Raw genomic sequence first — 25,904 nt, forward strand, 5'->3', positions numbered from 1 at the left:
TATACGACAACTACATTTCTGCAAAATAACTGAACAAGATAAAGAAAACAACGGCTACAATCAATAATAATATGGAAAAAAGAATCAACAACAGCCTGGCTAAAAACCAATTAAAACGATGATATGTCCTGCTTGCCACATACTGGGTCCCCCCGAATAATGGAAAGGATAAAACCATCAAGAAATCCAAGTCATGGACAACCCACCGATAAAAAACGTTTCCTGCCGTCCTGCTAATTAAATACAAGAGAGCTAACAATAACTGAAACGAGACAAATACTCCGAGCATCCCAAAAACTGTTGCTAAAATCTCCATTATGTATCAGCATCCTTTGCCACTACCTTTTATTTTCGCTATTAAATTTTTTTAGTATACTCTCAGATAACCAGACTAAGAAAAAGGGCTAAGCTGCAGCGTACCGTTTCCGCGCAATCCTTCCTTTTCTAGTAACCGTCAAAATGATAACAAAACCATACACCGTTAGCAGAGCCACCATACATGTAAGGAAAAATTGAATATCCGGCACAAAAAGTCCTAGTGTACGCCAGGTGACACCCATCATGAACGTAAATAATGGGATGATTCCTGCACCAAGGAGAATGGATAAAAATCCAATGCATAGCCAGATTTTCTTATTCACCTTATCCTTTTTTATCATTCGGTATATACTACCGACCAGAACAATAGCAATCAGGACGACCACACCCAGTGTGATCCATTGAATTTTGTTATCCAAACCTATCAGTCTTGGTTCATCTCCGTCCATTATAGCGCGGATTCCATCCATCATACTTAAATAGGAGACGGCCTCGAGTTCATGATACTTATTTGTAAGAAGCACGGCACCTAGGTTTTTCTCGGGTAGAAAGAAAACTTCTGCCCGGTAATCAGGGGTTGCACCGGTATGATAAGGGTAGACACTCCCTTCCTTTGGAAAATGCCACCCAAATCCGTAGCTTCCGTCACCTTCCGGCTGACTTTTTAACATCTGAAATCCTTCCTCTGATAAAAGTTCCTCTCCGTCCAGCATGAAGTCTATGAATCTAGATAAATCGCCGGCAGTGGAGGTCATATATCCATAAGGGGCCCCGGCATGGTCATACATCCCTTTACTTTTCATGGGCTGCCCAAGCCAGGATTGATGGCCCGGTACTAAGCCATGTTGGAGGGCGCTTTCATAATCAGCGGTGGTGTTATTCATCCCAAGCGGCGAGAATATTTTCTGTTCCATGAAGGTTGCAAAGGGCTGGCCCGCGACTGCTTCAATAATGCTTCCCAATAACAGATAATTGGCTGAATTATACCCATAAACCTCGCCGGGAGGATGTCCAAGAGTGACTCCACTCAATTTTTTGGCAGCTCTCTTAATATCATTATTTTCTTCGAAGTTATCCGTCACTTCAAATCCATCAAGAAAACTTATTCCACTTGTTTGTAGTAGAAGGTGGCGCACAGTTATCTTCTTTTCTACCTCAGACTGGTAGGCGAACCAAGGAATATAGGCATCTATGGGACTATCCAGATTTATTTTTCCCTCTTCGACAAGCAGCATGATGGCAAGAGAGGTCAAGGGCTTGGAGACCGATCCTATCAAAAAGGTCGTATCCTCTGTGACCTTCTCCCCATTACTCATCTCGCCCCAATTGTCCTGGAAAATGGATGAGCCATTATGTATGACAGTCAAGGATGCCCCCGGAATATTGTATTCCTCGATTGCTTGATCCATAAACGCTTGTATTCTATCAGTAATTTCCTTATCTTCCCGGGCGGATGTATGTAATGGTGGAAGCATCAGGATGAGTACCCAAAGGCTTAATACTAATTTCTTCATATTATCTATCCTTTCTCTTTATTAAGATAAAGTTCAAGCATTTCATGAAGGACCTCATAGGAATGGTCTATATCTAACTCAGGATCTACAATTCTTTGCAGCGCCAATCCGTCAAAACAAGCCAATAATACACTTGCCAGGGAATTTGACTCCTTAGTGTCACCTAGTATGCTCTCCATTGGTTTAGAAAGGCTATCCCGTCCGTCCTTGAGTATTGTTCGTACTTGCTGTTCCAAGTTGCCTTCCGCATCCTTCATCCCCAATGAATAGATTTCATATCTCCATCGATACCAATCCGGATTCTCATGGGATCTGGATTTAATTTCATTTAACGTACTTTTAAGGGACGGCAATTCCCGACTCTTTCCATCATAGTTGCGATGATAGTTTGTCTGTATTTCCTGCTGAACGGATAAGAGCAGTTCTTCCTTATTTTTAAAATAATAATGGACCAGGCCAGGCGTCATCATCGCCTCATTTGCAATATCTTTTATCGATGCATTAAGATAACCTTTTTTCACAAAAACCTTATATGCTGCATCTATCAACTGTTTTCTTTTATTGTTTTTCTTTTCCATAGGAAACTCCTTTATTAGTTGGTCAACCAACCAAAATATAATATAAATACTTATATTTGTCAATAAATTCCTAGTGTGGGTGGCAGCGGGACTGTTCTCTGCTTCCTAATTAAAGCGCACCAAAGAGTCTTCTTGCAGCCGGAAGAAGACTCTGTTTAGAATATAGGGTTTTGAAAAAGTCACCGATTCTCATCGTACCGCCTGACTAGAAAAAAAATAATGGGCACGGTACGTATTATGAAACCCATCCCAAGAAATTATGGGATGTTATCGTACCTCCAAAACATTCCCGCTTGGATCAACGACATGAAACCCTTTCGCATTGGACGAGCGCAATACTTTGTAATTCCGGGCTTCCAATAATCGGTAATAAAGAAAAAGTTGCTGCGGATTTTGCTTCTTTATTGCGGTCGAGATACCTTGGAGTATGGTTGGATGTGGAATATCACTTGCTTGTTCTGAAGGCGGCGAAGACTGAAGGATTCTTCTTGAACGGTGCAGCGTTGTTTTAATTGATTCATTGCTTACCCTAAGCATGGCAGCCATTTCTTTAGTGGAATATCCAAACACATCCTTTAAGGTGATGAGCATGGCCTGCTTCAATGGAAGTGTCATAAGCAGTATTTCTATTAAGCTATCATAATCTGCGAAATCTTCCACACTACCCTCTACATTGTCGCAGGAAAGTTGTTCTTTTTTGTATTTTCTTTGCCCATCAATAAACAGGTTTTTTGCCATCTTATAGAGAAAAGAATATGTAAGCGTGCGATCTGGATTTTCTTTTGATAGTTTGTACGCCTTCATCATGGTTTCTTGTACCAAGTCCTCTGCCCCCCAAGAAGATCGTGAAAGCTTAAGGCAATATTTGTATAGTTTTTGAATTGTTTCTTCTAAATTATCAAAGACCAAACTTTTACCCTCCAAAAATTCTAAATTGAATGTAACTTTTTCTTTATTATATCCGTTTAACATATGAATTTAAAATAAGGAGTGAGCCTATGTTTAAAGTTGGTGGTATTTTTATTCCGGTGACTGATTTAAAGCAATCCACGATTTGGTATGAAACGAATTTAGGGGTAAAAAAAATTGATGAGTGGGAGGAAGGAGCAGGTTTTTATTTTCCCAACAGCCCGACACAAATGGCATTAATACAAGTGGAGAGCCCGCAACCAACGGAATTTACGATAAAAGGAAAGAACAAGAATAGTTATTATAATTTCCTTGTTGACGACATCGATGCAGCCTACAAGCATTTCCATGAAAACGGGGTGGTAACTTCTGAAATAGATGATTTTGGAGGAATGAAATTTTTTGATTTCTTTGATAGAGACGGAAATTCATTTAGCGTTGTTAACGAAGTGATTGATTCACCTTATCATCGTGAAAATGTAAGAAAACTTCAAAATAATTGATTGAATTTTTAATAGATGAGGGACGGCTCTCTGCTTCCTAAACAGTAGTACCGTCCCCGCTCTATCCATCAACCCAGCGCTTTTTTAAACCCTCTATATCCTTCAGCTACAGCGGAGAAAATAAAGCTCAGCACAGCTACCACTAATACCCATTTCATGCTGAAACCTAATCCGAATAATTCTTTCATATACGTGACAAATGCTTCGTTCAAGATGGATGAGTCGCGGATAATGATGATGAAAACGGTCAAGGAAATCAGTTGGGCAAGTGCATTATAGATTGCCAATGACTTCGTCCAGACTGCCGTTCTCCACTTATAGACGACGAGCGCTAACTCCAATCCTATAATGAGGACCACCAGGGGCCAATAGGACAGAAGAGCATCTTGATTAAAGGTAGGCATCACAAACTGAAGTCCGCCCTCACCTTTTTCATAGACTCCTATCAGATTGGGGGCGTTAAAGTAGCATGTGGCCCATATCGTCGTCCATATTAATCCCCCTATCGCTTCCACTTTAGAAACCATCTTCTCCTTTGGAAGGTACGGTACATCTTTTAAATCATCAGGGGTCCATTCCTTGAAATTCTTTGTAATGGGAAGCTGCTTATTTGAAGAGTCCGTGCGTTCAATGATTGCGAAAACCAAAGTCACCCAGAAGAACACTTGGATCCCTGTACTGATCACACCCCAAATCCCTTCTCCCAAAATAGTAAGAATCATATTCAATAACGACGTTTCACCTGAATGGGAGAAGATGCTGGTTACGACTAAAACCAACATGGTAATACCCATGGCAATCGGAAGGATCATTTTCAACAAACTCACATACAGATCATAGTACCGCGGTCCGATCAGATGCATTGGACGTTCCTGATAATTGCTTGCCAACACGGCTGGATTTCCAAGCGAAGAAAGAACTTCTTTCACATCCTCCTCTGTGTAATTGTCCGGAAGCATATCCTCTATCGTTGACTTTAGTTCAAGGGCTATATCTTCCCGGGTCTTGATGGAAAGTCTTTTGGTCACTTCTTGAATGTAAAGATCAATCAGATTCACTATTTCTCATCCTCCTTTAGCAACAAGGTCAGCTCTTGGGACATCTTATCCCACTCCGCCTTCAGTTGTTGCAATATTTCCTTTCCAAATTCACTTAAAATGTAATACCTTCGCGGCCGGCTTTCCGTTTTATCCCAGCTGCTTGTAACCAGTTCCTGCTTTTCCAGGCGGCGAAGCAATGGATACAGGGTACTTTGCTCGATAGAAATGCCGCTCTCCTCCAATAATTGAACAAGTGAATATCCATATTGCGGAGTTCGTAATTGACTAAGAACCGCTAATGTCAACGTGCCTCTCCGCAGTTCCGTCGTCATGGATGTCAGTAAAGATCTATCCATCGTTTCACCTCATTTATACTGTATGTTATACACTATATGCTTTATACTATGTATCATACACTATAATCGTTCACTAATTAAAGGAATAATTTTTCGGTCATTCTTATAAAGAATATGATAAAGAATTATTACATGAAGTTTCACATATTCGCATTTTTGAGGGGTGCATTCTATATGTTGCGCCCATGCATTCAAGGCTTCTTTACGTTTTATACTCAAGGGCCATACATAACAAGTAATTAATGCATAGACATATTTTTAGTAGTAAAATAATACCAATATCATTAATGAGGAGGAATAATACATTATCTTTGTAAAATACCGGAAAGGAAGTGTTCATGTGTCAAAATATTCAAATAAGAATTCAAGTGAGTTAGAATCACTATATCAAAGCGGACATAGTGATAATTACAAAATAGAACAGGAATTATTTCGTAGGGGCTATGATCAAGATAATGATGGATATTTCTCATTTGAAGAGGAGTATGGACAGGGAAATGGCAAGGAAGAGGAATCTGGATTAGGTGCGTTATTTCTTTTGATCTTCGGCGCTGTACTAGTCGTTGCCAGTTTAATTGGCAGTCACTTTATTCTAGGATATTCCACAAATTATACCCCACATATATGGATTGCTTTTGGCTTGTCCTTCCTTTTCATGGTTTTAAGCAGAGGCCGATCCAAGTTTTTAAATTTTGTCTTTTATTTAGGATGCTTTGCCTTAGCGACCAGATTGTTTGTGACAATCATTGAGATGCTTGAAAATGAAGTATACGTGAGCTATATCACACATGATTCCACTACTTTAACAGACATGATTAAATATGGCTTCTACTACGGAATCTACATCGCTTTTGTACCTTACCTAACAATGAAAATCATCACCGCCATCACCAGAGCATTTCGAGAACCGAGCGCGGAAGTTGGAGTTGAGGGCAGGAACCAGTTCCCAGGATAAGAGATAGGTAGGAAGCGGAGTTGATTTGGTTTGGGAAGAAGGACAGACATGCACTTACTGCCGGTCCATTCACAGAATACCACAGGGCCTTTGCAAAATTAACTCTATCATTGATAGATTTCTATCAAGTACATTTCTTGAATATAGACAAAAGCACAGGTCCATCATCCCGCCTGCACACTAGGCACAAACGGAACAATGGACCTGTCCCCTTAAAGCAACACCAGCATCCCCGCCCCGACTACCCACAGCATTGGAATAAGGTTTATGATTACTGCGGCTCGCCTCTTTTTGTTATGAAGGACCCACGCCAGGATAGAACAAATGATCACCGCAAGTGGGTAGGCGCTGATGGTTAGCACAAAGAGTGTATTCCAGAAAGCAATACCCTGATCAAAAGCCATGAAGGACATACCCCAAATCGGAAGCCAGAAAACCAATCCCACCACATAAAATAGTTGGCTTAAAATCATAAATAGTTTCATAATCTCTCCATCTCGTGAAACATTTCCAACCATGCAAATGGTCTAAGCATGAATGGTGTGATCACGTTAGTTTTTGTATGGCATTGCCTTACCAATAGTATAGTTTCTGATATCTCATTGCATGACAATAAATCACGATGGAAGCAGCGGGGGAAGCAGCGGGACGGTTCTCTGCTTCCGAATACGTAAAAAAGTCTTCTCCCAACCGGAAGAAGACTTTTGCTCACAAGCTTTCCAAAAGCAAATATAACCCTGTAAAAGGAAGAATCACAATAGGAGGATGTCCATCTCAATCCTTCTCTCTATATAAAATAAAAGTGTAGCAACGAGCCTCTACCCTTCTTTCACGATTTTCGATATGTAAATGACATAGCATTGGCGGTCCTCATCGATTTCCTTGGAGTCTATGTGACATTCGCCAATGCCAGGCAGATGGATGATATCCTTCAGCAAATATTTGATGGCTGTCCAATGACTTTCCAATTCTTCTGTATGGAGAAGCGGCATATCCTGAAGGTATCGATATTCGCGGAATTCCAGGTGGATGCCTTCAGGATAGGTTTTTTGCTTATAAAAATCCCTTGCCAGGTCATCCCTTTCCACTGTCAGGGTTTCGGTACTGTTATGTAAAGTCCCTTCATTGCATATTAATTTATATTGCACACCATTTTTAATGAAAAAGGTACAAAGCTGCCTTGCGTAAATTTCATCCTCGCTGACGGTTCCTTTTTTATATTCATAAATGGGTTTGTAGCTTCCTCGATCGTGTAAATAATAGATCAGTTCCAATTCGAGACACCTGCCTTCAAGTGTTATTTACTGTCATCATATCAAAATTAAAAATAATTATCTTTTATTTTTATCAAACTCCCTCCTTTTCATTTCCTTTTTTTGTTACTATTAGCTTAGTTGATTTTGCACGAAAGGAGTAGGCTCCATGACAAAAACAAAAAAAGTATTAACAAGTGTTTCTGCCACGATTTTCGCTATCGGTATGACTGGATGTGGGTCAGAAGAAGAAAGCACCCTTCCGCCAGAACCGACAGATGATCGCTGTAACGAGTATGAATGGAATAACGAAGAAGGCGTGTATCAATGTGATGATGATTCTTCCAGTTATCATGGCAATTATTTTTACGGCGGATTTTTCTTTGCAACTTTATCTTCCTTAAAGAAAGATTCATCCTATAAGAATTACCGAAACAGCCCGACCTTTGAATCAAATACGAAGCCAAGTAAAGGCTTTGGCAGCGGCTCCTCTTATACAGGGGGATGAACAAATGAGTGAGCAAGCCAATCAGACGTCACGAGATGATTTTTATGCAAAGTATCCTACTTTCTGGAGTTATTTATATGGCCAGGAGTATGCACTTTTCACCTGCCATGAGATCGAACAAGCGGAAGCAGCCCATATTCGGACGGTGACAAACCGGGTAGGCAGGATATTTTCAAAAACAGCCAGGCTACTGCGGGAGCTGGACGAGGATACGCTTCTTGATTTGGGGTATCCAAAAGAAACGATTCCTTTCTTAAAAATCAAAAGCATCGAGGCTGAGTCCGTTATCTCGCGTGTGGATCTGGTCAAAACGAACCATACATATAAAGTCTTGGAGATAAATAGTGACACCCCTACTTTTATCAAGGAATTATTCCTTATGAATGGTGAAGTATGTAAGGAGTTCCAGCGCCTTAATCCTAATGACAACGAAGAGGAACGTCTGGGAAGAGCCGTAAAGAATGCGATTTTCGAGAGCTATCAGGCTTTGGAAAAAAAAGAGTTCCCAAACATCGTGTTTACCTCCCATGAAGAAAATTTCGAAGATAAACAAACTGTGTTGTACTTAAAGGATCTATGCAAGCTTCCCTCCCAGTATGTACCCTTGGATAAGCTGCAGATCATTGAAGGGGAAGCACTGCTGGATGCGGAAGGCAGAAGGATCGATGTCCTGTACAGGCAAACGTTCCCGATTGAATCCCTCATTCTCGATAAGGATGGGGCCACCGGGGCGAATGTCGGGCTGCAATTACTGGAGCTGGTCCGCCAAAGTAAGCTTAGCATCATCAATCCTTTAAGTGCCTTTTTGCTTCAATCAAAGGCCGTTCAAGCCATCATTTGGGGGCTCCATGAGCAAAACAGCGATTATTTTACCCCGCAGGAGCACCAGTGGATTGGCGAATATTTTCTCGCCACCTACTTGGAGCCAGCGCCGTTTCTTGCTGCAGGGAAAAAGTATGTGGAAAAGCCGACATTCGGCAGGGAAGGCGATTCCGTTAAAATCTACGCTCCATCAGGGGAAAAGGTCGAGGAAGACCCCAACAATAGCTATGTTGATTATGTGCAGGTGTATCAGGAGTATATAGACTTACCGAAGATCATGTTCCCGACAACCAACGGAGAAAAAGAAGGTCACATGATGATTGGCTGTTTTCTCATTAATGAACAAGCAAGTGCATTCGGATATCGTCTAGGAAAACAAATCATTGATAATTTATCTTATTTTATGCCTGTAGGGTGTAAAGATACGAAGGAGTGAGTGAAATGGGCAGCTATTTAGCGTCGTTTGGAATCTACGCAGGAACAGCATTTGTTCTTTTATTTGTTGGATTGTTTTTGTTTGATCTGACTTCCCGTAATGAAAAAATCAAAAAGGTGTCACAAGGAAATACAACAGCCGCACTTGTAATGGGCGGAAAGCTTCTCGGTCTGGCATTCGTCATCGGATCTGCCATCGCACATTCCGTATCATTCCTGGATATGGTCATCTGGGGAGTAATCGGGATTGTTGCACAAATCTTCTTCTACATACTGGCAGAAGTGGTTACCATCAATTACAGCATTAAGGAGGCCATCAATGAAGACCGCATCTCTGTGGGAGTTTTACTGATGATGTTCTCTTTGTCCATTGGATGGATCATTGCCAGTTCGTTAACGTACTAAAAAAAACGGAGCTCAAAGCCTTTGCTTTGAGCTCCTTCCATTTATCCCACTTTAAATTTCGTTTCATAGGTTTGCCTATCACAGATGATATATAGCTTCGCATCGCTTGGGATTTTTTCATCCAGCCTTCTGTTAATGTCCAGATCTTTTCCGTTCGACAGTAAGGTGGCCCCTTTTTCAAGGATTTCATGGAATGCTTGTTTATAGGTGATCCAGGCAGGATCTGCAGCAATTTCATAAATATTATCGCCATGCATCCTGCTAGTCAATTGACTAAACAAATGAGTCGAACCATTATATAGCGTAGCCTTTGCCATCAATCGTGACGCTGTCTCTCCAGAAAGCACAAATTCGTCCACATTGGCATGAGAGAAGTTCGGAATGCTTTTCTCCTTGCGAATTTCCACAATCGTATAGACGTTGCGATTATGTATTTTTGACAGCCTTTCAACCGAGGACGCGACTAACAGGGTTTTCCCATCCGAAAGCGAGGCATCCTCAATCGTATCATCCGAAAAGATCGTCACTGACTTTGCCTCAAGGACATTCGCCTGCAGCAATACCGCATCCTCACTCGCATCCCCCTGAACAAAATCAACCTCTAAGTCACAAGGATTTGTTTTCTTGGAATCTATCAACACGATCCGCGCGTCCGGATTTTCCTCCAAAATCTCTTCCATCGCTTTTTCCGTCTTCTCTGTCCAGCCAACAAAAATGTAATGATTGATCTTCTTACTACTCAACTTCCCTTCCCCCTTCAACCGTTGATACAATGACAAAAGATTGACAACCTTCCCGATCAAAACCCCAATGAGTCCAATCCCGAAAATAAACAAGAACATCGCAAAGGTCTTCCCAGCAACCGTTGTCGGAGACACATCTCCATACCCAACAGTCGTCACCGTCGTCATCGTCCACCACAGTCCCTCAAAAACCGTCGGAAACGTTTCCGGCTCCAACAGATGAATAGTATAGGAACTGCCCCCAATCACTAGAAAAGAAATAAGCACAATCGCAAAATTATTCGTCTTAATCACGTTTTTCATGAACCGCTGCAAAATCCACACTCAGAATATCCCTCCTCTTACATTTCCATTCCTCTATTTTACCATTTACTGTGTAATACGGAAGCACGGGGACGGTTCCCTGCTTCCGTTAACAAAAGCTTATGCTCTCTATAATCTTTTTACCATAACTTCGATACATAATCCCCCAGACATTACGGATACCCTTTATTCTATTAACTCTATCATGATAAATGCTAAATTTTTAATAAAGATCATACATGCCCTGTCAGAATCCCCCCAAATGCACATCATATCTATGAATCTATGAAAAGGAGGTTATAAAATGGATGAAAATAACAGAAAATCCATCAGTCAGAGCTTATTGGGGAATCTCTTCAATATCCCTCACGTCGGCACACATTTAATTACCATCGTCGATGAAGAAGGCAGAAGTAGAACATCCCTGGCAAGTGAAGAGATTTTACGGCCTGGAGAGATTGGTGTTGTGTTTTGCTTGCCTATCTTTGGAGCTCCAAAGAGAAGATTACCAGACGTTAACTTAAGAGGCGACCAATACGTTAGAATTTTTTGCGGTTTAACCACTCTTGATGTATTTTGCGAACGAAGAGTAAGTGGCCCGCCAGCACAAACGGTCTCAATGAGAACAGGAGAATTCGTCGTCATTACATGCGATTGTTAGTTCTCTCTAGGTAGGGACGCACAGGGAAGGCTCGACTGCTTTGGAAGCAGGGAACCGTCCCTGTGCTTTCCCTCACTCTTTACCTGTTTTACTAAACCACTCTATTCCTTTCTCCGCTTCTTCAGGTGTGTAAAAATCAAACTGAGAAAGCATGCTCACATGAAGCTGATTTACCGCTTCAATTGGAAAATTGACTTCTTTACACGCTAGCAGCATATAACCTATTGCTTGCTCGTTGTTCATACGGGTTTTTGGTAATGGTTTACTTTCTCCTACTGAAGTTACCTTTATCTTATAATTCTGTCCTGTTAACGTTTTTAACACATCAAGCAGCTCTTGTTTATATCTTGATTGGATCCATTCTTTTGAAAGGTCATTCTGCGCCGTTATTATTAGCTTACCGTCTTCAAATACCTCCCCGCTCAATGGTGCAATCCAGGTGTCATATGAAGGTTTCGATAACCTCCGGGACATTTCAGCTAAAACATCTCCCCATAAGTTTCTTGAAAGTATACTTACTTCTTCATTTGACATATATACCTACCTCTCTTATTTTCCGTATTCTCTTACTATTACTTTTAGTTTAACCACTTTTATCTAGAAGCAAAAAGCTATTCTCAGGCACACAGGGACGGTTACACTGCTTTGGAAGCAGGGAACCGTCCCTGTTATGCTTTATCCAGCTTAATTTAATTTCCGCAACACCCCATCCTCCACCGTATATACCCCATTCCCCTCCATGGCCTCAAGCTCTCCATCCAAAAGGTATACACCGGTGTTCTCATCGATTCCATAGTTCATAGACTCTTTGTATTTACTGACCGCATTCCTCAAATGATCCTCATCTTCCCACTCGGAAAAGTGCACGGCAACGACTACATCCGTTGCCAATCCCAAGCCTTTTCTTGATTGGTATTCGTTCTGCTCATTATCCTTAGGGGAAATCACACAAACTTCCGGACTGATTAAAGCCCCCGCTGAAAAGCCCGCAACCGGGATGCCTGCCTCATATCTCTCCTTGATAGCCTGCGAGATAGGAGTGTCCACGATGTAATCAGCATACAAATTGGTGTCCCCACCACCGATGACAATCCCGGAACTGTTCTTCACACGCTCAAACACGACTTCAATCGGAGTCGAAGGAAGAGGCAAATAGTTAAATTCACTGACCCCAAACCGCTCCAACTCCTGCGTGTACCAGTGCATATACTCCTCCCAGCCTTCCCGCTCCACAAATAAGATTGAGACCGGAGAACCCCCAGCCAATGCCTTTGTTGCAAACTGCTTTGCCATATCACCTGTAAATGGAGGACCACCTCCGAATAGAAAAAGATGCCTATTCATATTATCACCTTCACTTTTGTCGATCTTTCAACTATAAAAATTATGATAGCATATCATTTTAAAAAGTTAATTTGAAAGCAGCCGGGTGTTCCCTTTGAAGTGCCTGCTTTTGAAATTTTTTTAATCAAACGTTCGTTTAAGAATTATTTTCCTAGTATTGCATGATTAATTCATAGATTGATATTTTTCTCCTTGCCCAAATGGAGATCCCTCTGACACGTAACAGAATCGATTAATAGAAGCTTGGGAGAGCTGATCAGATCCAGCGGCGTAACGTCGCCTGTCACGCGGTGTTCTACAAGGTCGATCCCTAAGTGCTGATAGGCCTTATCGATGATTTCTGAACAAATATACCGTTCGGGTGAATGAATGATGATGTTTTGCCGAAAGTATTTCTGAAGCAAGAGGGAAACAATTCTCCACCAGTCATAGCCTCTGGAGGAAAGGCATCTCTTTCTTAAAAAACTTACCATTTCCTCCTTTTGCTGACTCGATAAATCCCCCTTCAATCGATACAAATCAAATTCAGTATATGGATTCTGCAAGACTTCCATTTTAGTGAACAGGTCCACTTCACAAATATGCTTTTCATCAAGCGCTATCGTGACATGGGTGTAATTGGACTTTAAGAAAAATCGGATAAACGGGCTGGCATAGCAATTCCCCTTAACGAAAATTAGATCCCCTGCTTCTACTTTCAACTTATAATCACACCCTTTTCCATAACCCTCTGCGTAGGATAACTATACATAATATTGATTTCTCTATTAAGAACTATTTTCCCTTTTTATAAATTCAACCTTTGCTTATCAAATTAATTAAAGATGACATAGAAGAGAATCTATGAGTATATTATGTATAACTTTGTCTCATTCTGAGGAGGAAAACTATTGGAAGGTGTTAAAGTAAAGTACTCGATGATCGCAACGGAATCTATAAAGGATATTCTTGAAGACTATGATATAGATGCTGTTACTAGTTGCACGTTTCTTGTGAAGGGACTAAATGATACGTATTTAGTAACCACGACTTCTGCTACATACATTTTCCGATTGTATCGTCATGATTGGCGACAGGAATCAGCTATTTTATTTGAGCTAGATGCCTTAAATCACTTGGATCGAAATCATTTTTTTGTTTCCACACCGATTAATAGAAGAGATGGGCAGAGCATAACAACAATTGCTGCTCCTGAGGGAACACGTTATGGTGTGCTTTTTACCTATATAGAAGGAAATCGTCCGGACATCAATGAAAATAATGTGAGGCTTATTGGAAGTGCTTTAGCGAGGCTTCACGAAGCAACGAAAGATTTTCCCTCCACACATGATCGCACCTTTGAACTGGATCTTCATCATTTATTGTATGAACCAATGGAACGCATTAAGCCGGTACTCCACCACATAATGGGTAACAAGCACGATGCATTACTAAAGGAAGTTATAACTAAAATAGAGGGCAGTGTACTGGATAAACAATTAGAGACCGGCTTTTGCCATGGGGACTTCCACAATTTCAACATGCATATAGACAATGGAGTCATTGGAGCATTTGATTTCGACTGCTCAAGCACAGGTTATCGGGCATACGATCTGGCCGTGTTTTGGTGGAATCTCACAAATAATTATAGTAATTTGGCCTCCTCTTGCTGGAAAGCATTTTTGGAAGGATATAAAAGTTGTAGAACCTTAAATCAAGAGGACGAACAATCGCTAAGAGCATTTGTCAGCTTGCGGCGCATATGGTTCATGAATATTCTACTGCAAAACGATGATGTCTTTGGTACTCAATGGATCCAGTCCCATAATATCCAATCGTTCATTAACCAGTTAACTGAAGATATGGCACATATTTAAGAAAAGGGCACTCTTCTACAGAATGTAATGGAAGAGTGCTTTTTTAGATTTGCACTGTAAAGAGGTCACAGCCATTCCCTTACTTATACTTATTTAATAGCTCCTCTGGGATATGACAATAATCATCCGGGCACCTAGCTAACCTATCTTGATGTTCTTCTGCACTCCTCACATAGTTTGTAAGAGGCAGCACTTCAACGACGATGCGTTCAGAATCACTTCTTTTACTGATGAACGCCCTCGCCTCTTCCAGATGTTTATCCTCTTTGCTATACACGCCAGTTCTGTATTTCTCCCCAACGTCCTCTCCCTGTTGATTCAGACTATATGGATCAATTATTTCAAAGTAGTATTCCATTAATCTCGTTAACGTTATAACACCAGGATCAAATTCTGTTTTCACACATTCTGCGTAGCCATCATACTCACCCTCAAGTGTATGACTTGATCCATTAGCCCTTCCCGCTTCTGTAAAAGTCACACCAGGCAACGTTTTTATAAATGCCTGTACTCCCCAAAGACATCCACCTGCAAAATATACTATTTCCATTTTTGCATCTCCTTTTTAAGTCATATGGCCGGAAGCACGGGGACGGTTCTCTGCTTCCAGGTAGTGACATGTCTAGTCGCCGGAGCTTTCTTACCTATACTCACTCCCGCCGCCCCAAAGCTCTCTTCCACCGGTATGGCCGGTATGATGGTGCACTTCCCGCTCCACCAGCTGCAGTTCGCCGGGGTCTTCGCTGTGGTGCCAAGTGTAACCTGCAGGTGTGTCACCTTTTTCAAGCGCCAAAATATCCATTTCCGTTAATCCCAGCTCCTGGATCAGGCCAGGGTTTGACTGGATCTCTTCATATAATTCAACATTGGCATAGGAGAAATGTATGTAGTCACTTTGAAGATACATGCTCTCTGGCAGTTCCACTTCATAGGCCGCATCAAAAACCGGGAATACTCCTGTGATGTAGCTCCCATTTTCCAGTTCCACCGTTTTAGATTCATAAGGGACCCCTGTCTCTGAATGGACCGTTCTGTCCATATGATCATTCCTTGTTTCAACTTCTGCCGCTTCCGCCGTGTCAGCCCCATCTATGACATCCACCACCCCGACAGCAAGCGTTGCAACCGCGGCCACTTTACCTATGTTCTTCACGCCTTGCATCGTTTTTTCCTTATTTCCGGTTACGAGGCCGTCAAAGGTCGTCCCAGCGTTTTTTGCTGTATAGACAATGGTTGACCCCATTCCCTTCAACGTCCTTCCGGTGGAATCTTTCAGGTCACCGAATCCATCCCGCTTCATCAGCTCATCTTTAGTCACAGCGCCATAGGTTGTTTTAACCGCGCCATCCATAAACTGTCCGGCACTATCCAATGCAAATTTGGAAGAAACTTTGATTCCGTCCCCCACTTCTTCCACCCATTCCGATTTAACCGCCTTGCCCGCCAGCTTTACGCCTCCGCCAATGACACCACCTGCCAAGGTTCCAATCCCGTTCCCGACCGTTCTAAAAAATGCCATCTGATATCCCCCTAAGCCACTTCACACTGTTTTTATTTATGTATAAACCCCTTGCTTCACTTTCCCTTCCCAATCCTTGAATGCCTTTTATCAGCAGCACTGAGGATAAATAGGGTAGAAAGGAAAATTGCGATAGAACTTATAATCATCTTTGTCCAATTTTCTAAAGGGAATAAAACTGACACCAAAAATAGAAATAATGGAACAAATAAGATTAAACTTAATCCTATTGTAAATGCCGCCTTCTCAGGTACTGTTTTAATTTTTCCTATCATTTTTTCACCCGCCTTCAGTCTAATACCATTTATTTTAATATTAACACGATTATTCCAATTACTCCCATTACTTTTTTCAGATGCATTTCTAATTTCCCGTTCATCCTCCGTTCATATAAAAGATATATTCTAAGTTTACAAAGTGGCCATTGTTACTGGTCTATTAAAATTTAGGAGGTATCCCAATGAATCTTGGGTGGAAAGAAATGCGGAAGAATAAAGTGAGGTTTCTGATTTTGGGTTCCATTGTGTTTCTTATCAGCTTTTTGACGTTTATCATTTCTGGTTTGGCCAACGGTTTATCACAGGACAATGCGGCGTTGATCAAGGATTTACCTGAGGGACAATTCTACATGGATGAGGAGGCTGAGGAATCTTTTAATCTATCGAGGATAGAGGGCAATATCCAGGAGAAAGTGTTAGATGAGCAAAAGAATGCAGTGGCACTTTCGATTCAAATGGGGTTCTTGAATGATCAGGGAGACAAGCCACTAAACGTTGTGTTTGTCACTTCGACCGATTCACCACACTTCAAGCGTGTAGAGCCCGGTGAGATTTTCCTCGATCGTTCGATGAAAAGCAAGGGAATTGCCGAGGGAGACAGCCTGACTGTCCCTGCTTTAAATCGAGACTTCACTGTAAAAGAATTCGTCGACCAGAAGAAATTCAGCCATGCGCCTGTTGCGTTCATTCATATGGACGACTACCAGGAGATGCATAGGGTGGAGGAAATGCAGTTGATTTTCATACCAGGAATGGAGAAGGCTGTGGAAATTGCAGGCTTGGAAGCATTCACAAAAAAGCAATTTCTCCAATCGATTCCAAGTTATAGCGCCGAACAGATTACCCTTACGATGATTGTCTGGTTTTTGGTCGTGATCAGTGGCATGCTGTTTGCCATCTTCTTCTATATGATGAATGTCCAAAAGATCGGCTTGTATGGCATTTTAAAAGCGCTCGGATTGAAAACAAGCGCTTTATTCAAGATGATGTGGACGCAGATGCTTAGTATTTCGGCAATGGCGCTGACCCTGGCGGCGGCAGTGAGCCAGGGCTTTCAACTCGTTGCCCCGGAAGGCATGCCTTTTCATCTGACTCTTCCATCAACCGTACAGCTGTCGATAGTCTTTCTTCTAATCGGATTTATCGGCGCTTCCATTTCAGGGATTCAGATTAAAAAATCCCAAGCACTACAAGCCATTCAGCAAGGAGAGGTGTAATATGGCATTCTTTACAATGAAGCACGTGAAGAAAACGTTCATTCAAGGAGATGTGGAAGAAGAAATTTTGAAAGGCGTCCACCTTTCTCTGAAAAAAGGTGAGTTGACTGCTTTAGTGGGGGCTTCAGGGTCCGGCAAGAGCACCCTTCTGACCATCGCAGCCGGACTACAACCTGCATCCGGTGGTGAAATCCTCATGGACGGGAAAAGCTTGCACAGGATGGATCAGGAGGAGATCAGGAAAATACGGGCAGAAAAATTCGGCTTCGTCTTCCAAGCGGCACATCTCGTTCCATTCCTCACTGTGGAAGAGCAATTAAAGCTGATGCTGGATGTCTCGGAATCAACATTAACAAAAGAGGCCCAAAGAAAAGAAATTGCAAGGGTTCTGCAACTGGTTGAGATGGAGCACCGCAGAAACGCCTATCCTGCCTCATTGTCCGGCGGGGAAAAACAACGGGTGGCCATTGCGCGTGCCATCATCCATAAGCCTGCCATCCTTTTCGCCGATGAACCAACCGCAAGCCTGGATTCCACAAAATCCAAAGCCGTGCTTACCTTGATACGGGAATTGACGGATACGCTGAACATTGCCACCTTGATGGTCACCCATGACGAAGCGATGCTTCCCTTTGCCGATCGCATCATCAGGATGAGCGACGGCCGCATTTTGCAGGAGGAAAAAACAGAGCATAAGGAAACATCGTAAATTCCGTCTCTGCAGTTTGCATGGGACGATTTTTAAAGTTACAGTTTAGTGGAAGTGATTTTTAACTTATAGGAGTAACCAGAATGACCAATATACTGATTGTTGATGACGATATCCATATCCTGAACCTTATTAGGATCCATCTTTCCGAGCAGGGCTATCAAGTATTTCAGGCAAAAGACGGGATGGCAGCACTGGAAATCCTCCAAAAGCAGCCCTGTGATTTGGCAGTGGTCGATGTGATGATGCCATTTATGGATGGCTTTACCTTGACGAAGGAGATCAGACGCCGCTACTCTATCCCCGTTATCCTGTTGACTGCCAAAAATCAGATCGAGGACAAGGAGCAGGGATTCGAGGCTGGAACGGACGATTATCTCGTGAAGCCGTTCGAACCAAAAGAGCTGTGCTTCCGGATAAAAGCCCTGTTGCGCCGGTACGATAAGCAACCGCAGGAATCACTGCTACAGATAGGAAATACCAGGATAAATAAAAAAAGCTATGAAGTGACCATCGCAGACCGGACCATCCTATTGCCCCTGAAGGAATTTGAACTGTTGTATTTTCTGATGGCAAATCCTATGAGGGTGTTCACCCGGGATCATCTGATACAACAGGTATGGGGCTTTGATTATGACGGGGACGTGCGGACGGTGGATGTTCATATAAAAAGATTAAGAGAGCGCCTGTTACCATATACAGATGATTTTCAGATTAAAACCGTACGGGGCGTCGGGTATTCATTGGAGGCAAAACGCGAATGAAATCTCTCTATACTAAATTTGTCTTTATGACAATCGGGATCATGATAGTCAGCGGTGTGCTCGCCTTTTTCATCTCCAATGCCTATTATCAGCAAAAATTAAAGCCCGAAAACGATGAAAAAACAACCAGGATCGCCCAATCGATCGCCTTGTTCGCGGACGAACATCCGGATGTCAGCTTGAATGAATATCTGGAAAACGTCTCTTCCATCGGATATCAGCTTTATCTCGTGGACAATAGCGGTGAGGCCGTTTCGTTTGGTGCAGCATTCAAAGAGAACGGACTGTCAACATCGACCATGGAGGCGGTCCTCGCGGGGAATGTCTACCATGGCATTCTTCAATATCCGCAGGAGTTGTTTGTAACAGGCTTTTTTGCCAATGACCTGAATAATACCATCGGGGTCCCGTTAACGCATAAAGGGGAAAACTATGCCCTTTTCGTCCGGCCCGACATTAAGCTTCTATTTAACGAGATGCACTATTTATTTGCGTGGCTGCTACTCCTCACAATCTTACTGAGCATCGTGATGGTCGTATTCAGTGCCAAATATCTCGTGAAGCCCATTGCCAAACTGACCAAAGCCACCACCTCCCTCTCCAAAGGCGATTTCAATGTGAAGCTTGATAGCAACCGTCATGATGAGCTTGGAGAGCTATCCCGAAGCTTTGAGCGGATGGCCAAGCAATTGGGGCAGATGGACGATATGCGCAAGGAATTCATATCAAACATTTCGCATGATATACAGTCCCCGCTTTCCAATATAAAAGGCTATACCACGCTTTTGGAAAAAGAAACGATCAGTCCGGAAGAAAGAAGCGAGTATATATCCATTATCCAGGACGAAACAAACAGACTTTCGATCCTGACCAAGCAACTATTGCTTCTTGCCTCCCTGGACCGTGATGATTCTATTGTGAAAAAGACTCCATTCAATGTGGGACAACAGCTGCGGGATCTGGTCCGGAACTATCAATGGCTCGTCAGTGATAAAGGAATGATGCTCAGCTATTCCCTGCCCGATACGGAAATCATCGGTGATCCCTCCCTGCTTCATACAGTTTGGGATAATCTGCTCTCCAATGCGATCAAATACAATAAAGATGGCGGGCTCATCGATCTAATCATTGAGGACAAAGAAGATAGGCTATTGATCACCTTTAAGGATACAGGCATGGGACTGAGCCCTGCTGAAGTGGAACGGATATTCGACCGCTTCTACCGGGCAGATGCGGCGCGAACCCGAACCATAGAAGGAACGGGACTTGGTCTATCCATTGTGGCAAAGATTGTGAAGCTGCATGGTGGGCGGATTCATGTAACAAGCAAAGTGGACGAGGGAACATCTTTTGTGGTGGAATTGCCGGTGGGATAAGTGTAAGGAAGCATAGGGACGGTTCTCTGCTGCCGATTGGCAAGGAAGCAGAGAACCGTCCCCTTGCTTCACACTTGCTCCATAGAAATTTTCATTCCCCTGTATTTTTCTCCCACTCCCTCTTCCATTAAATGATAAAATTAATCTATCAAACTTTCGATTTAATCTTGTCATTTAAAAGGAGCAATCGTCCACATGGAAGCTATATCAAGTTCATACCACCTCCCTCTTGTGCTGCTCTCGATATTGATCGCCATCATGGCCTCCTACGCTGCACTTGATTTGGGGATTCAGGTTCGGAAGGCGAAGTCATATGCGCAGATAGCTTGGGGCAGTGCGGGTGCCTTGGCAATGGGCATGGGGATCTGGGCGATGCATTTTGTCGCCATGCTCGCCTTTAACTTGGATATCCCCGTCCAATATGATTATCGTTGGGTGATCATTTCGATTCTGCCTGCTATTCTTTCGTCCGGCATAGCCTTGTACATCATCAGCAGATACGTACTGGAAAAAAGACATGTATTCCTGGGCGCTTTCTTTATAGCGACAGGCATTGTTTCCATGCATTATACCGGAATGGAAGCGATGGTGATGGATGCTGAGATCGTATATGATCCAATGCTCTATGGTCTATCGATACTTATCGCATTCATTGCTTCAGTAGTGGCGATCTATCTGATCTCTTTTGTGAGTAAAAACTATCAATCCAAAAAAATCCTTTGGAGGAAGATTATCAGCGGGCTCATCATGGGAGCCGCCATCTCTGGCATGCATTACACGGGAATGGCCGCTGCAAGCTACGAGGCACATCACCACCATACGGGCGTAACAGGATTAGAACCCATCACCAATACATATTTGGCCTATGGAATAGGGCTTGTCGTTCTTATTTTACTGGGGTTTGTCTTTGTGAGTGTGTTGATAGACCGGCGTTTTGAGAATCAATCGATCATTTCGGAGCGAAGATTCTTATCTGTCATTGAATCAGCGAATGACGCCATCATCATATCCGATTGCACAGGTACGATCATCTCCTGGAACAAAGGGGCAGAAAAGATCTTTGGTTTTGAAAAAGATGAAGTCGTCGGCGAGAAGCTGCAGACGATCATTCCTAAACGATACCAGGAAGCCCATCAAAAGGGGATGAACCGCTATATCTCTACGGAAGAGCCAAAAGTGATCGGAAAAACAGTGGAATTGGAAGCCGTTAAAAAAGACGGCAGTGAAATTCCCATCGAATTATCGTTGGCAGCTTGGAAGGAAGAAGACACGATTTTCTTCAGCAGTATCATCCGCGATATTACCGAGAGAAAAAGAAATGAGAAAAAGATGGACAGGATGGTCTACCTAGATTCTTTGACAGGACTTCCTAACCGCCTCTTGTTAAACGACCGTTTATCCTTGGCAATGGACCTGGCCGATCAGAATAAGCATTCCCTAAGCATCATGTTCATCGACCTTGATCGTTTCAAGTATATCAATGATACGCTCGGACATGCTGTCGGGGATCAGCTATTGATCGAGGTGGCAAACCGCATCCAGACATTCCTGGGAAAACACGATACTTTATCAAGACAGGGCGGGGATGAATTTATTGTGCTGCTTCCGCAAATAACGGCTGCTGAAGTGACAAAGCGGGCAAAGGCGATTGTAGACGCCCTTAACAGCTCATTGCTTGTAGAGGAGCTGGAGCTCTATATCACCCCATCGATCGGGATTGCGATGTACCCTACAGATGGAAAAGACATCGAGACCTTGATAAAAAATGCAGACACCGCCATGTATCAAGTAAAGGAGCTCGGCAAAAACAATTTTCAATTTTATACGCCGGCAATGAACGAAGCTGTATCACGTAGGATGAAGCTGGAAATCGGATTGCGCAAAGCATTGGAACGGCATGAATTTACAGTTGTCTATCAACCGCAAATAAACGTAAACACCAATCAGATCATAGGAGCAGAAGCACTTCTTCGCTGGAATCATCCAGAATGGGGCAGCATCTCACCTGTTGAATTCATTCCGATCGCTGAAGAAACCGGCCTCATCCTGCAGATCGGCGAATGGATCTTAAAGGAAGCTTGCCTGCAAAATAAACGCTGGCAAGACCAAGGCTACAAACCGCTAAGGATGGCAGTGAACATCTCCTCCCGCCAGTTCCAGCAAAGTGACCTACTGGACCGGGTGAAAAACATCCTTAAGGAAACCGGCTTAGCTGCCCACTATCTTGAACTCGAACTCACAGAGAGCATCATTCAAGACTCCAAGCATGCGGTAGGGAAAATGCAGCAGCTGAAGGATATGGGGATCCATCTATCCATCGATGACTTTGGGACGGGATATTCCTCCCTGAACTACTTAAAGACATTCCCGATCCACACCTTGAAAATTGATCAAAGCTTTACAAGATACATCTATGCAGACCCAAAAGACGCGTCCCTCGTCGAAACCATCATCACCATGGCCCACAACCTCAACCTGAAAGTGATCGCAGAAGGCGTGGAAACCGTAGAACAGCTCCAATTCCTGCAGCAAAAGCAGTGCAACGAGGCACAAGGCTACTACTTCAGCAGACCGATATCAGCGGAGGATATGAGGGGGATGTTGGAAGGGAATGCGGTTAAAATGTAAAAAAGTGTTACGCCGTTGGGATGGCGTAACACTTTTTCCGTAATAATTCTTATATTTCTCTTGCCTCAAAGTTCCAGAGGCTTACTCACCTACCAGTCCATCCCCATCTCGATCGTCCATATATTTATAGAGCCAATGATCACTCGTTATCGGCATACTGAAACCTGCTTCTTTTGCTTCTTTGATCGTCACTTGTCCATTACCGTTTGTATCAACACTGGAAATATCACCATCTGTATCCGAACCGGTTGTTTCAGTTGGCTCACTGTCTGTTAAACCGCGCTCTGCGTTTACTTCATCAGGGTTCACATTGTCAAATCTATCAATGATCCTGTTACCCATTAAAGTGTAGGTATACTGATAACTTGAAGGAATCTGCGTTTCCGTATCCGGATAGGTAATAATTGCTTCAAAATTGGTGGCCCCGCCTGCTTTGCGGATCACTTCTTCCATATAAGCTTGATCACCATGCCGGTTGAGCGCACTATCTTGTGGGGTAATATTATAAGCATTCGATACCCCTCCGAGAGAATCAGCAATGATATGCCCTTCATCTAAAACGTCACTTTCGACACCAGGAACCTTCGCCTCATCAGAGTAGTATCTGCCTGACGATAATACCGGTTCGTTCAGGTCATCTTGAACAATGATTTCATCAGCAATGACACGTACCAGCTGTCCGAATTCATTAGTGAATGCCCAATATACACGGTCCCCATAACCAATGTCAACGACGACGTTAGCCTCTCGATATCCAGACAGATCACCACCATCAACTTCAATAAGTGTGTATCCTGCGAACAATTCATCATTTGGTTCTGTTGGTGTTTCCTCTACCTCTGTTTCCTCAACAACCGGAGTGGCAGCTTCTTCTTTTTCACTATTATCTTCTGTATTAACTGTGGTTACTTCTTGTGAGGCTGTCTCTCCATCTGTATTGGATGCATCTTCTACGTTGGTGCAACCAAACATCAACATGGCCGTTAAAAGTAACATTAAATAGTTGTTCATTTTCTTTTTCATTTAGGACTCCCCTATTGTTATTTCATGTTGTTCATTCTAAAAATCTCGATTACTTCATTTTACAGATTAGTAGATTTCTATCAACTATCATTATATTCCAATAAACAGGATTTATTATTCTTTTCTTCTAGGTCTTTCGATTCAAATCTACATTCGGGGATTTCAATCATTCATTTCAAAATAAAAAAATAATCCCATCTCATTATTGGAGAAGGGATTATTCATCATTCAGTATCTATCTTTCACAGGCAAAATTATCTTTATCTCTATCCATTTTAGATTGATAGGCTGGATGATCGGACGCTACGCCATTTGGATATACCTTTCTTAGCTCAGTACAATTGGCAAAGTGCTCTGATTCAGCTGCAGCTGCTTCGGCTTCTGCCTTTGCTCTGGCTTCTGCTTCTGCCTGTGCTTTGGCTTCTGCTTCTGCCTTCGCTTTGGCTTCTGCTTCCGCCTTCGCTTTAGCTTCTGCTTCCGCCTGTGCTTTAGCTTCTGCTTCCGCCTGTGCTTTAGCTTCTGCTTCCGCCTTCGCTTTGGCCTCTGCTTCTGCCTTCGCTTTAGCTTCCTCTTCCGCCTTCGCTTTGGCTTCTGCTTCTGCCTTTGCTTTAGCTTCCTCTTCTTCCTTCGCTTTGGCTTCCTCTTCCGCCTTTGCTTTGTCCTCAGAGATCTGTTCCTCATTCTTATCCTCTGGTTTTGAGGTATTGGAACTTTCAGATGAACAAGCTACTAAACTAAGAATTAATAATAAAGCAAACAAACCTACTAGATACTTTTTCAATTCAATAACCCCCATAATATTTTTCTAATGGAAGCAGGGGGACGGTTCTCTGCTTCCCCACAGCTCCTATCATATTTAAAAATCTATCTATTCCATACACCCGACTGCCATTGATAATTCCGCATAAGCATTCCGTTTGATTTGATCATGCCGAACTTATCGTAAAAAGGAACGACATCATCATCGCAGCATAGATCAATCATGTAGATATGATCGAGCTCCTTTAGCATCCGTTTTACCAGTTCCTTGCCGATCCTTTGGTTTTTATACGCCGGCAACACTTCAAGGAACGGAATATATGCAGACAAAACGCCATCGCTAATCGCCGTGATAAAGCCAATGACTTGATTCGCATCCTCATCCAGTGCTAGAACCACTTTACTGCTATTATGCAGCAGCTTTAAATGCGTCTCGGCATTCGGGGGCTCCGGCCAACCTACAAAAAAACCCTTCAGCATATCAGCCGTAATCTCATCAGTACTATTTGTATATCTCATCCTATATCCCCTCCTAATCCTTGTTTTCATTATTAGGCAGGTGATATATCAAAAGTATAGTAGCAAAACCATAACCTCCAAACGGGTGGAATATTTCAAGAGATTCGACATGAAATTGGAATTTCCTTTCTGAAACCAAAGGAATAGGTCTACTTTGTGTCGAAGGACCCATGCTTCCTTGTCCCTTTCACGAAAAAGAGACATGCTCGGCGGCATGTCTCTTTTCTGTAGCTATAACCTGGAGGAATGGACAAGGGACCTGGCCATAAAAAGCACATACATACATGCTATACTCCAACATCTATTGACTTAAGTTACAATCGAATTCAGTTTTTTTTGTGGCTTCGTAATGCTTTACTGCTTTTTTGTAGTATTCTACTTGGTCTTTGGGACTGAATGTTATTTCATCACACTCCAGACATTGAAAAACCGGGAAATTATGGATAACCAACTCTACATCTTCAAACTCTTCTTGAATGGTGATTTTTGTAGGTACAGACACATCACCGCACATACACTCTCTTACAGAGCCATATTTTTCAGTCAATGCTTGTATTTTTTGCAAACTTGTCATCCGTTTCGTAACTCCCATAACTAAACCCCCTTTCA

At 42.6% G+C, this 25,904-nt stretch carries 31 protein-coding genes; 12 read left to right on the plus strand and 19 right to left on the minus strand.

Going from position 1 to position 25,904, the window contains the following annotated elements:
* Nucleotides 1-10: 10 nt before the first annotated feature.
* The 4 genes from JOC95_RS08985 to JOC95_RS09000 form a co-directional block, all read right to left on the minus strand.
* Entirely contained in the window at nt 11-316 is a 306-nt protein-coding gene (locus JOC95_RS08985; RefSeq protein WP_204415309.1) for a hypothetical protein, read from the minus strand.
* An 88-nt stretch (nt 317-404) separates the two neighbouring features.
* Entirely contained in the window at nt 405-1,832 is a 1,428-nt protein-coding gene (locus tag JOC95_RS08990) for a serine hydrolase domain-containing protein (protein ID WP_204415311.1), read from the minus strand.
* A gap of 5 nt (nt 1,833-1,837) precedes the next feature.
* A complete protein-coding gene (locus JOC95_RS08995; protein WP_204415313.1) occupies nt 1,838-2,410 on the minus strand; it encodes a TetR/AcrR family transcriptional regulator in 573 nt (190 codons plus the stop codon).
* Nucleotides 2,411-2,677: 267 nt separating this feature from the next.
* On the minus strand, nt 2,678-3,334 hold the full coding sequence (locus JOC95_RS09000; RefSeq protein WP_338083081.1) for an RNA polymerase sigma factor: 657 nt from the start codon (nt 3,332-3,334) through the stop codon (nt 2,678-2,680).
* A 74-nt stretch (nt 3,335-3,408) separates the two neighbouring features.
* On the opposite strand from JOC95_RS09000, the gene JOC95_RS09005 reads away from it, so the two are divergent.
* Nucleotides 3,409-3,822, plus strand: coding sequence for a VOC family protein (locus JOC95_RS09005; protein WP_204415317.1), 414 nt, complete (start codon nt 3,409-3,411; stop codon nt 3,820-3,822).
* Nucleotides 3,823-3,890: 68 nt separating this feature from the next.
* Here JOC95_RS09005 and JOC95_RS09010 read toward each other — a convergent pair whose 3' ends face one another.
* A complete protein-coding gene (locus JOC95_RS09010) occupies nt 3,891-4,880 on the minus strand; it encodes an HAAS signaling domain-containing protein (protein ID WP_204415319.1) in 990 nt (329 codons plus the stop codon).
* Complete coding sequence (locus JOC95_RS09015) at nt 4,880-5,218, minus strand: PadR family transcriptional regulator (protein WP_204415321.1); 339 nt, start codon at nt 5,216-5,218, stop codon at nt 4,880-4,882. The genes JOC95_RS09010 and JOC95_RS09015 overlap by 1 nt, the downstream gene beginning before the upstream one ends.
* Nucleotides 5,219-5,558: 340 nt before the next feature.
* Here JOC95_RS09015 and JOC95_RS09020 point away from each other — a divergent pair, with 340 nt between their 5' ends.
* The gene (locus JOC95_RS09020) at nt 5,559-6,173 is read left to right on the plus strand and encodes a hypothetical protein (protein ID WP_204415323.1); all 615 of its coding nucleotides are present in this window, start codon (nt 5,559-5,561) and stop codon (nt 6,171-6,173) included.
* Between the two features lie 212 nt (nt 6,174-6,385).
* Here JOC95_RS09020 and JOC95_RS09025 read toward each other — a convergent pair whose 3' ends face one another.
* Nucleotides 6,386-6,658 carry a hypothetical protein gene (locus JOC95_RS09025; protein ID WP_204415325.1) on the minus strand — a complete coding sequence of 91 codons (273 nt, stop codon included), beginning with the start codon at nt 6,656-6,658 and terminating at the stop codon, nt 6,386-6,388.
* Between the two features lie 333 nt (nt 6,659-6,991).
* A complete protein-coding gene (locus tag JOC95_RS09030; protein ID WP_204415327.1) occupies nt 6,992-7,447 on the minus strand; it encodes an RNA helicase in 456 nt (151 codons plus the stop codon).
* Between the two features lie 148 nt (nt 7,448-7,595).
* Here JOC95_RS09030 and JOC95_RS09035 point away from each other — a divergent pair, with 148 nt between their 5' ends.
* The 3 genes from JOC95_RS09035 to JOC95_RS09045 are packed head-to-tail and all read left to right on the plus strand — an operon-like array spanning nt 7,596 to nt 9,596.
* Nucleotides 7,596-7,934, plus strand: a complete 339-nt coding sequence (locus tag JOC95_RS09035; protein ID WP_204415329.1) for an aminotransferase yhxA — start codon at nt 7,596-7,598, stop codon at nt 7,932-7,934.
* Nucleotides 7,935-7,938: 4 nt separating this feature from the next.
* Nucleotides 7,939-9,192, plus strand: coding sequence for a glutathionylspermidine synthase family protein (locus tag JOC95_RS09040; protein ID WP_204415336.1), 1,254 nt, complete (start codon nt 7,939-7,941; stop codon nt 9,190-9,192).
* A gap of 5 nt (nt 9,193-9,197) precedes the next feature.
* Nucleotides 9,198-9,596 carry a DUF350 domain-containing protein gene (locus JOC95_RS09045; RefSeq protein ID WP_204415337.1) on the plus strand — a complete coding sequence of 133 codons (399 nt, stop codon included), beginning with the start codon at nt 9,198-9,200 and terminating at the stop codon, nt 9,594-9,596.
* A 41-nt stretch (nt 9,597-9,637) separates the two neighbouring features.
* On the opposite strand, the gene JOC95_RS09050 is transcribed toward JOC95_RS09045, so the two are convergent.
* Nucleotides 9,638-10,663 carry an ion channel gene (locus JOC95_RS09050; RefSeq protein WP_204415338.1) on the minus strand — a complete coding sequence of 342 codons (1,026 nt, stop codon included), beginning with the start codon at nt 10,661-10,663 and terminating at the stop codon, nt 9,638-9,640.
* Between the two features lie 283 nt (nt 10,664-10,946).
* On the opposite strand from JOC95_RS09050, the gene JOC95_RS09055 reads away from it, so the two are divergent.
* Nucleotides 10,947-11,303, plus strand: a complete 357-nt coding sequence (locus JOC95_RS09055; protein ID WP_204415339.1) for a hypothetical protein — start codon at nt 10,947-10,949, stop codon at nt 11,301-11,303.
* Between the two features lie 72 nt (nt 11,304-11,375).
* On the opposite strand, the gene JOC95_RS09060 is transcribed toward JOC95_RS09055, so the two are convergent.
* The 3 genes from JOC95_RS09060 to JOC95_RS09070 form a co-directional block, all read right to left on the minus strand.
* On the minus strand, nt 11,376-11,837 hold the full coding sequence (locus JOC95_RS09060; RefSeq protein ID WP_204415340.1) for a DnaA N-terminal domain-containing protein: 462 nt from the start codon (nt 11,835-11,837) through the stop codon (nt 11,376-11,378).
* Between the two features lie 150 nt (nt 11,838-11,987).
* Nucleotides 11,988-12,647, minus strand: a complete 660-nt coding sequence (locus tag JOC95_RS09065; protein ID WP_204415341.1) for a Type 1 glutamine amidotransferase-like domain-containing protein — start codon at nt 12,645-12,647, stop codon at nt 11,988-11,990.
* A gap of 170 nt (nt 12,648-12,817) precedes the next feature.
* Nucleotides 12,818-13,348: a C40 family peptidase gene (locus JOC95_RS09070; RefSeq protein ID WP_204415343.1), complete on the minus strand. Its 531-nt coding sequence runs from the start codon at nt 13,346-13,348 to the stop codon at nt 12,818-12,820.
* A 189-nt stretch (nt 13,349-13,537) separates the two neighbouring features.
* Between JOC95_RS09070 and JOC95_RS09075 the strand changes: the two genes are divergently transcribed.
* Nucleotides 13,538-14,503, plus strand: a complete 966-nt coding sequence (locus JOC95_RS09075) for a phosphotransferase enzyme family protein (protein WP_204415344.1) — start codon at nt 13,538-13,540, stop codon at nt 14,501-14,503.
* 79 nt (nt 14,504-14,582) lie between these two features.
* Here the strand turns inward: JOC95_RS09075 and JOC95_RS09080 are convergent, their stop codons facing one another.
* The 3 genes from JOC95_RS09080 to JOC95_RS09090 all read right to left on the minus strand — a co-directional run bounded on the left by JOC95_RS09080 (nt 14,583) and on the right by JOC95_RS09090 (nt 16,297).
* Nucleotides 14,583-15,053, minus strand: coding sequence for a peptide-methionine (S)-S-oxide reductase (locus tag JOC95_RS09080; RefSeq protein ID WP_204415345.1), 471 nt, complete (start codon nt 15,051-15,053; stop codon nt 14,583-14,585).
* A gap of 90 nt (nt 15,054-15,143) precedes the next feature.
* Nucleotides 15,144-16,022: an HNH endonuclease gene (locus JOC95_RS09085; protein WP_204415346.1), complete on the minus strand. Its 879-nt coding sequence runs from the start codon at nt 16,020-16,022 to the stop codon at nt 15,144-15,146.
* 56 nt (nt 16,023-16,078) lie between these two features.
* Entirely contained in the window at nt 16,079-16,297 is a 219-nt protein-coding gene (locus JOC95_RS09090) for a hypothetical protein (protein WP_204415347.1), read from the minus strand.
* Between the two features lie 185 nt (nt 16,298-16,482).
* Here JOC95_RS09090 and JOC95_RS09095 point away from each other — a divergent pair, with 185 nt between their 5' ends.
* From JOC95_RS09095 to JOC95_RS09115, 5 genes are all read left to right on the plus strand, one after another.
* On the plus strand, nt 16,483-17,517 hold the full coding sequence (locus JOC95_RS09095) for an ABC transporter permease (protein WP_204415348.1): 1,035 nt from the start codon (nt 16,483-16,485) through the stop codon (nt 17,515-17,517).
* Between the two features lies 1 nt (nt 17,518).
* A complete protein-coding gene (locus JOC95_RS09100) occupies nt 17,519-18,226 on the plus strand; it encodes an ABC transporter ATP-binding protein (protein WP_204415349.1) in 708 nt (235 codons plus the stop codon).
* An 83-nt stretch (nt 18,227-18,309) separates the two neighbouring features.
* On the plus strand, nt 18,310-18,990 hold the full coding sequence (locus JOC95_RS09105; protein ID WP_204415350.1) for a response regulator transcription factor: 681 nt from the start codon (nt 18,310-18,312) through the stop codon (nt 18,988-18,990).
* Nucleotides 18,987-20,366, plus strand: a complete 1,380-nt coding sequence (locus tag JOC95_RS09110; RefSeq protein ID WP_204415352.1) for a sensor histidine kinase — start codon at nt 18,987-18,989, stop codon at nt 20,364-20,366. The genes JOC95_RS09105 and JOC95_RS09110 overlap by 4 nt, the downstream gene beginning before the upstream one ends.
* Nucleotides 20,367-20,561: 195 nt before the next feature.
* Nucleotides 20,562-22,994 (plus strand): bifunctional diguanylate cyclase/phosphodiesterase, encoded by a 2,433-nt coding sequence (locus JOC95_RS09115; RefSeq protein WP_239582794.1) that lies wholly within the window; start codon nt 20,562-20,564, stop codon nt 22,992-22,994.
* A gap of 81 nt (nt 22,995-23,075) precedes the next feature.
* Here JOC95_RS09115 and JOC95_RS09120 read toward each other — a convergent pair whose 3' ends face one another.
* From JOC95_RS09120 to JOC95_RS09135, 4 genes are all read right to left on the minus strand, one after another.
* Nucleotides 23,076-24,017 (minus strand): DNA/RNA non-specific endonuclease, encoded by a 942-nt coding sequence (locus JOC95_RS09120; protein ID WP_204415354.1) that lies wholly within the window; start codon nt 24,015-24,017, stop codon nt 23,076-23,078.
* 235 nt (nt 24,018-24,252) lie between these two features.
* Nucleotides 24,253-24,798 (minus strand): cell envelope integrity protein TolA, encoded by a 546-nt coding sequence (gene tolA / locus JOC95_RS09125; protein ID WP_204415356.1) that lies wholly within the window; start codon nt 24,796-24,798, stop codon nt 24,253-24,255.
* An 83-nt stretch (nt 24,799-24,881) separates the two neighbouring features.
* Nucleotides 24,882-25,295, minus strand: coding sequence for a GNAT family N-acetyltransferase (locus JOC95_RS09130; protein WP_204415358.1), 414 nt, complete (start codon nt 25,293-25,295; stop codon nt 24,882-24,884).
* Nucleotides 25,296-25,596: 301 nt separating this feature from the next.
* Complete coding sequence (locus tag JOC95_RS09135; RefSeq protein ID WP_204415360.1) at nt 25,597-25,887, minus strand: hypothetical protein; 291 nt, start codon at nt 25,885-25,887, stop codon at nt 25,597-25,599.
* Between the last annotated feature and the right edge of the window lie 17 nt (nt 25,888-25,904).

The sequence above is a fragment of the Sutcliffiella tianshenii genome, assembly GCF_016908565.1.
In the GTDB taxonomy this organism is placed as follows: domain Bacteria; phylum Bacillota; class Bacilli; order Bacillales; family Bacillaceae_I; genus Sutcliffiella_A; species Sutcliffiella_A tianshenii.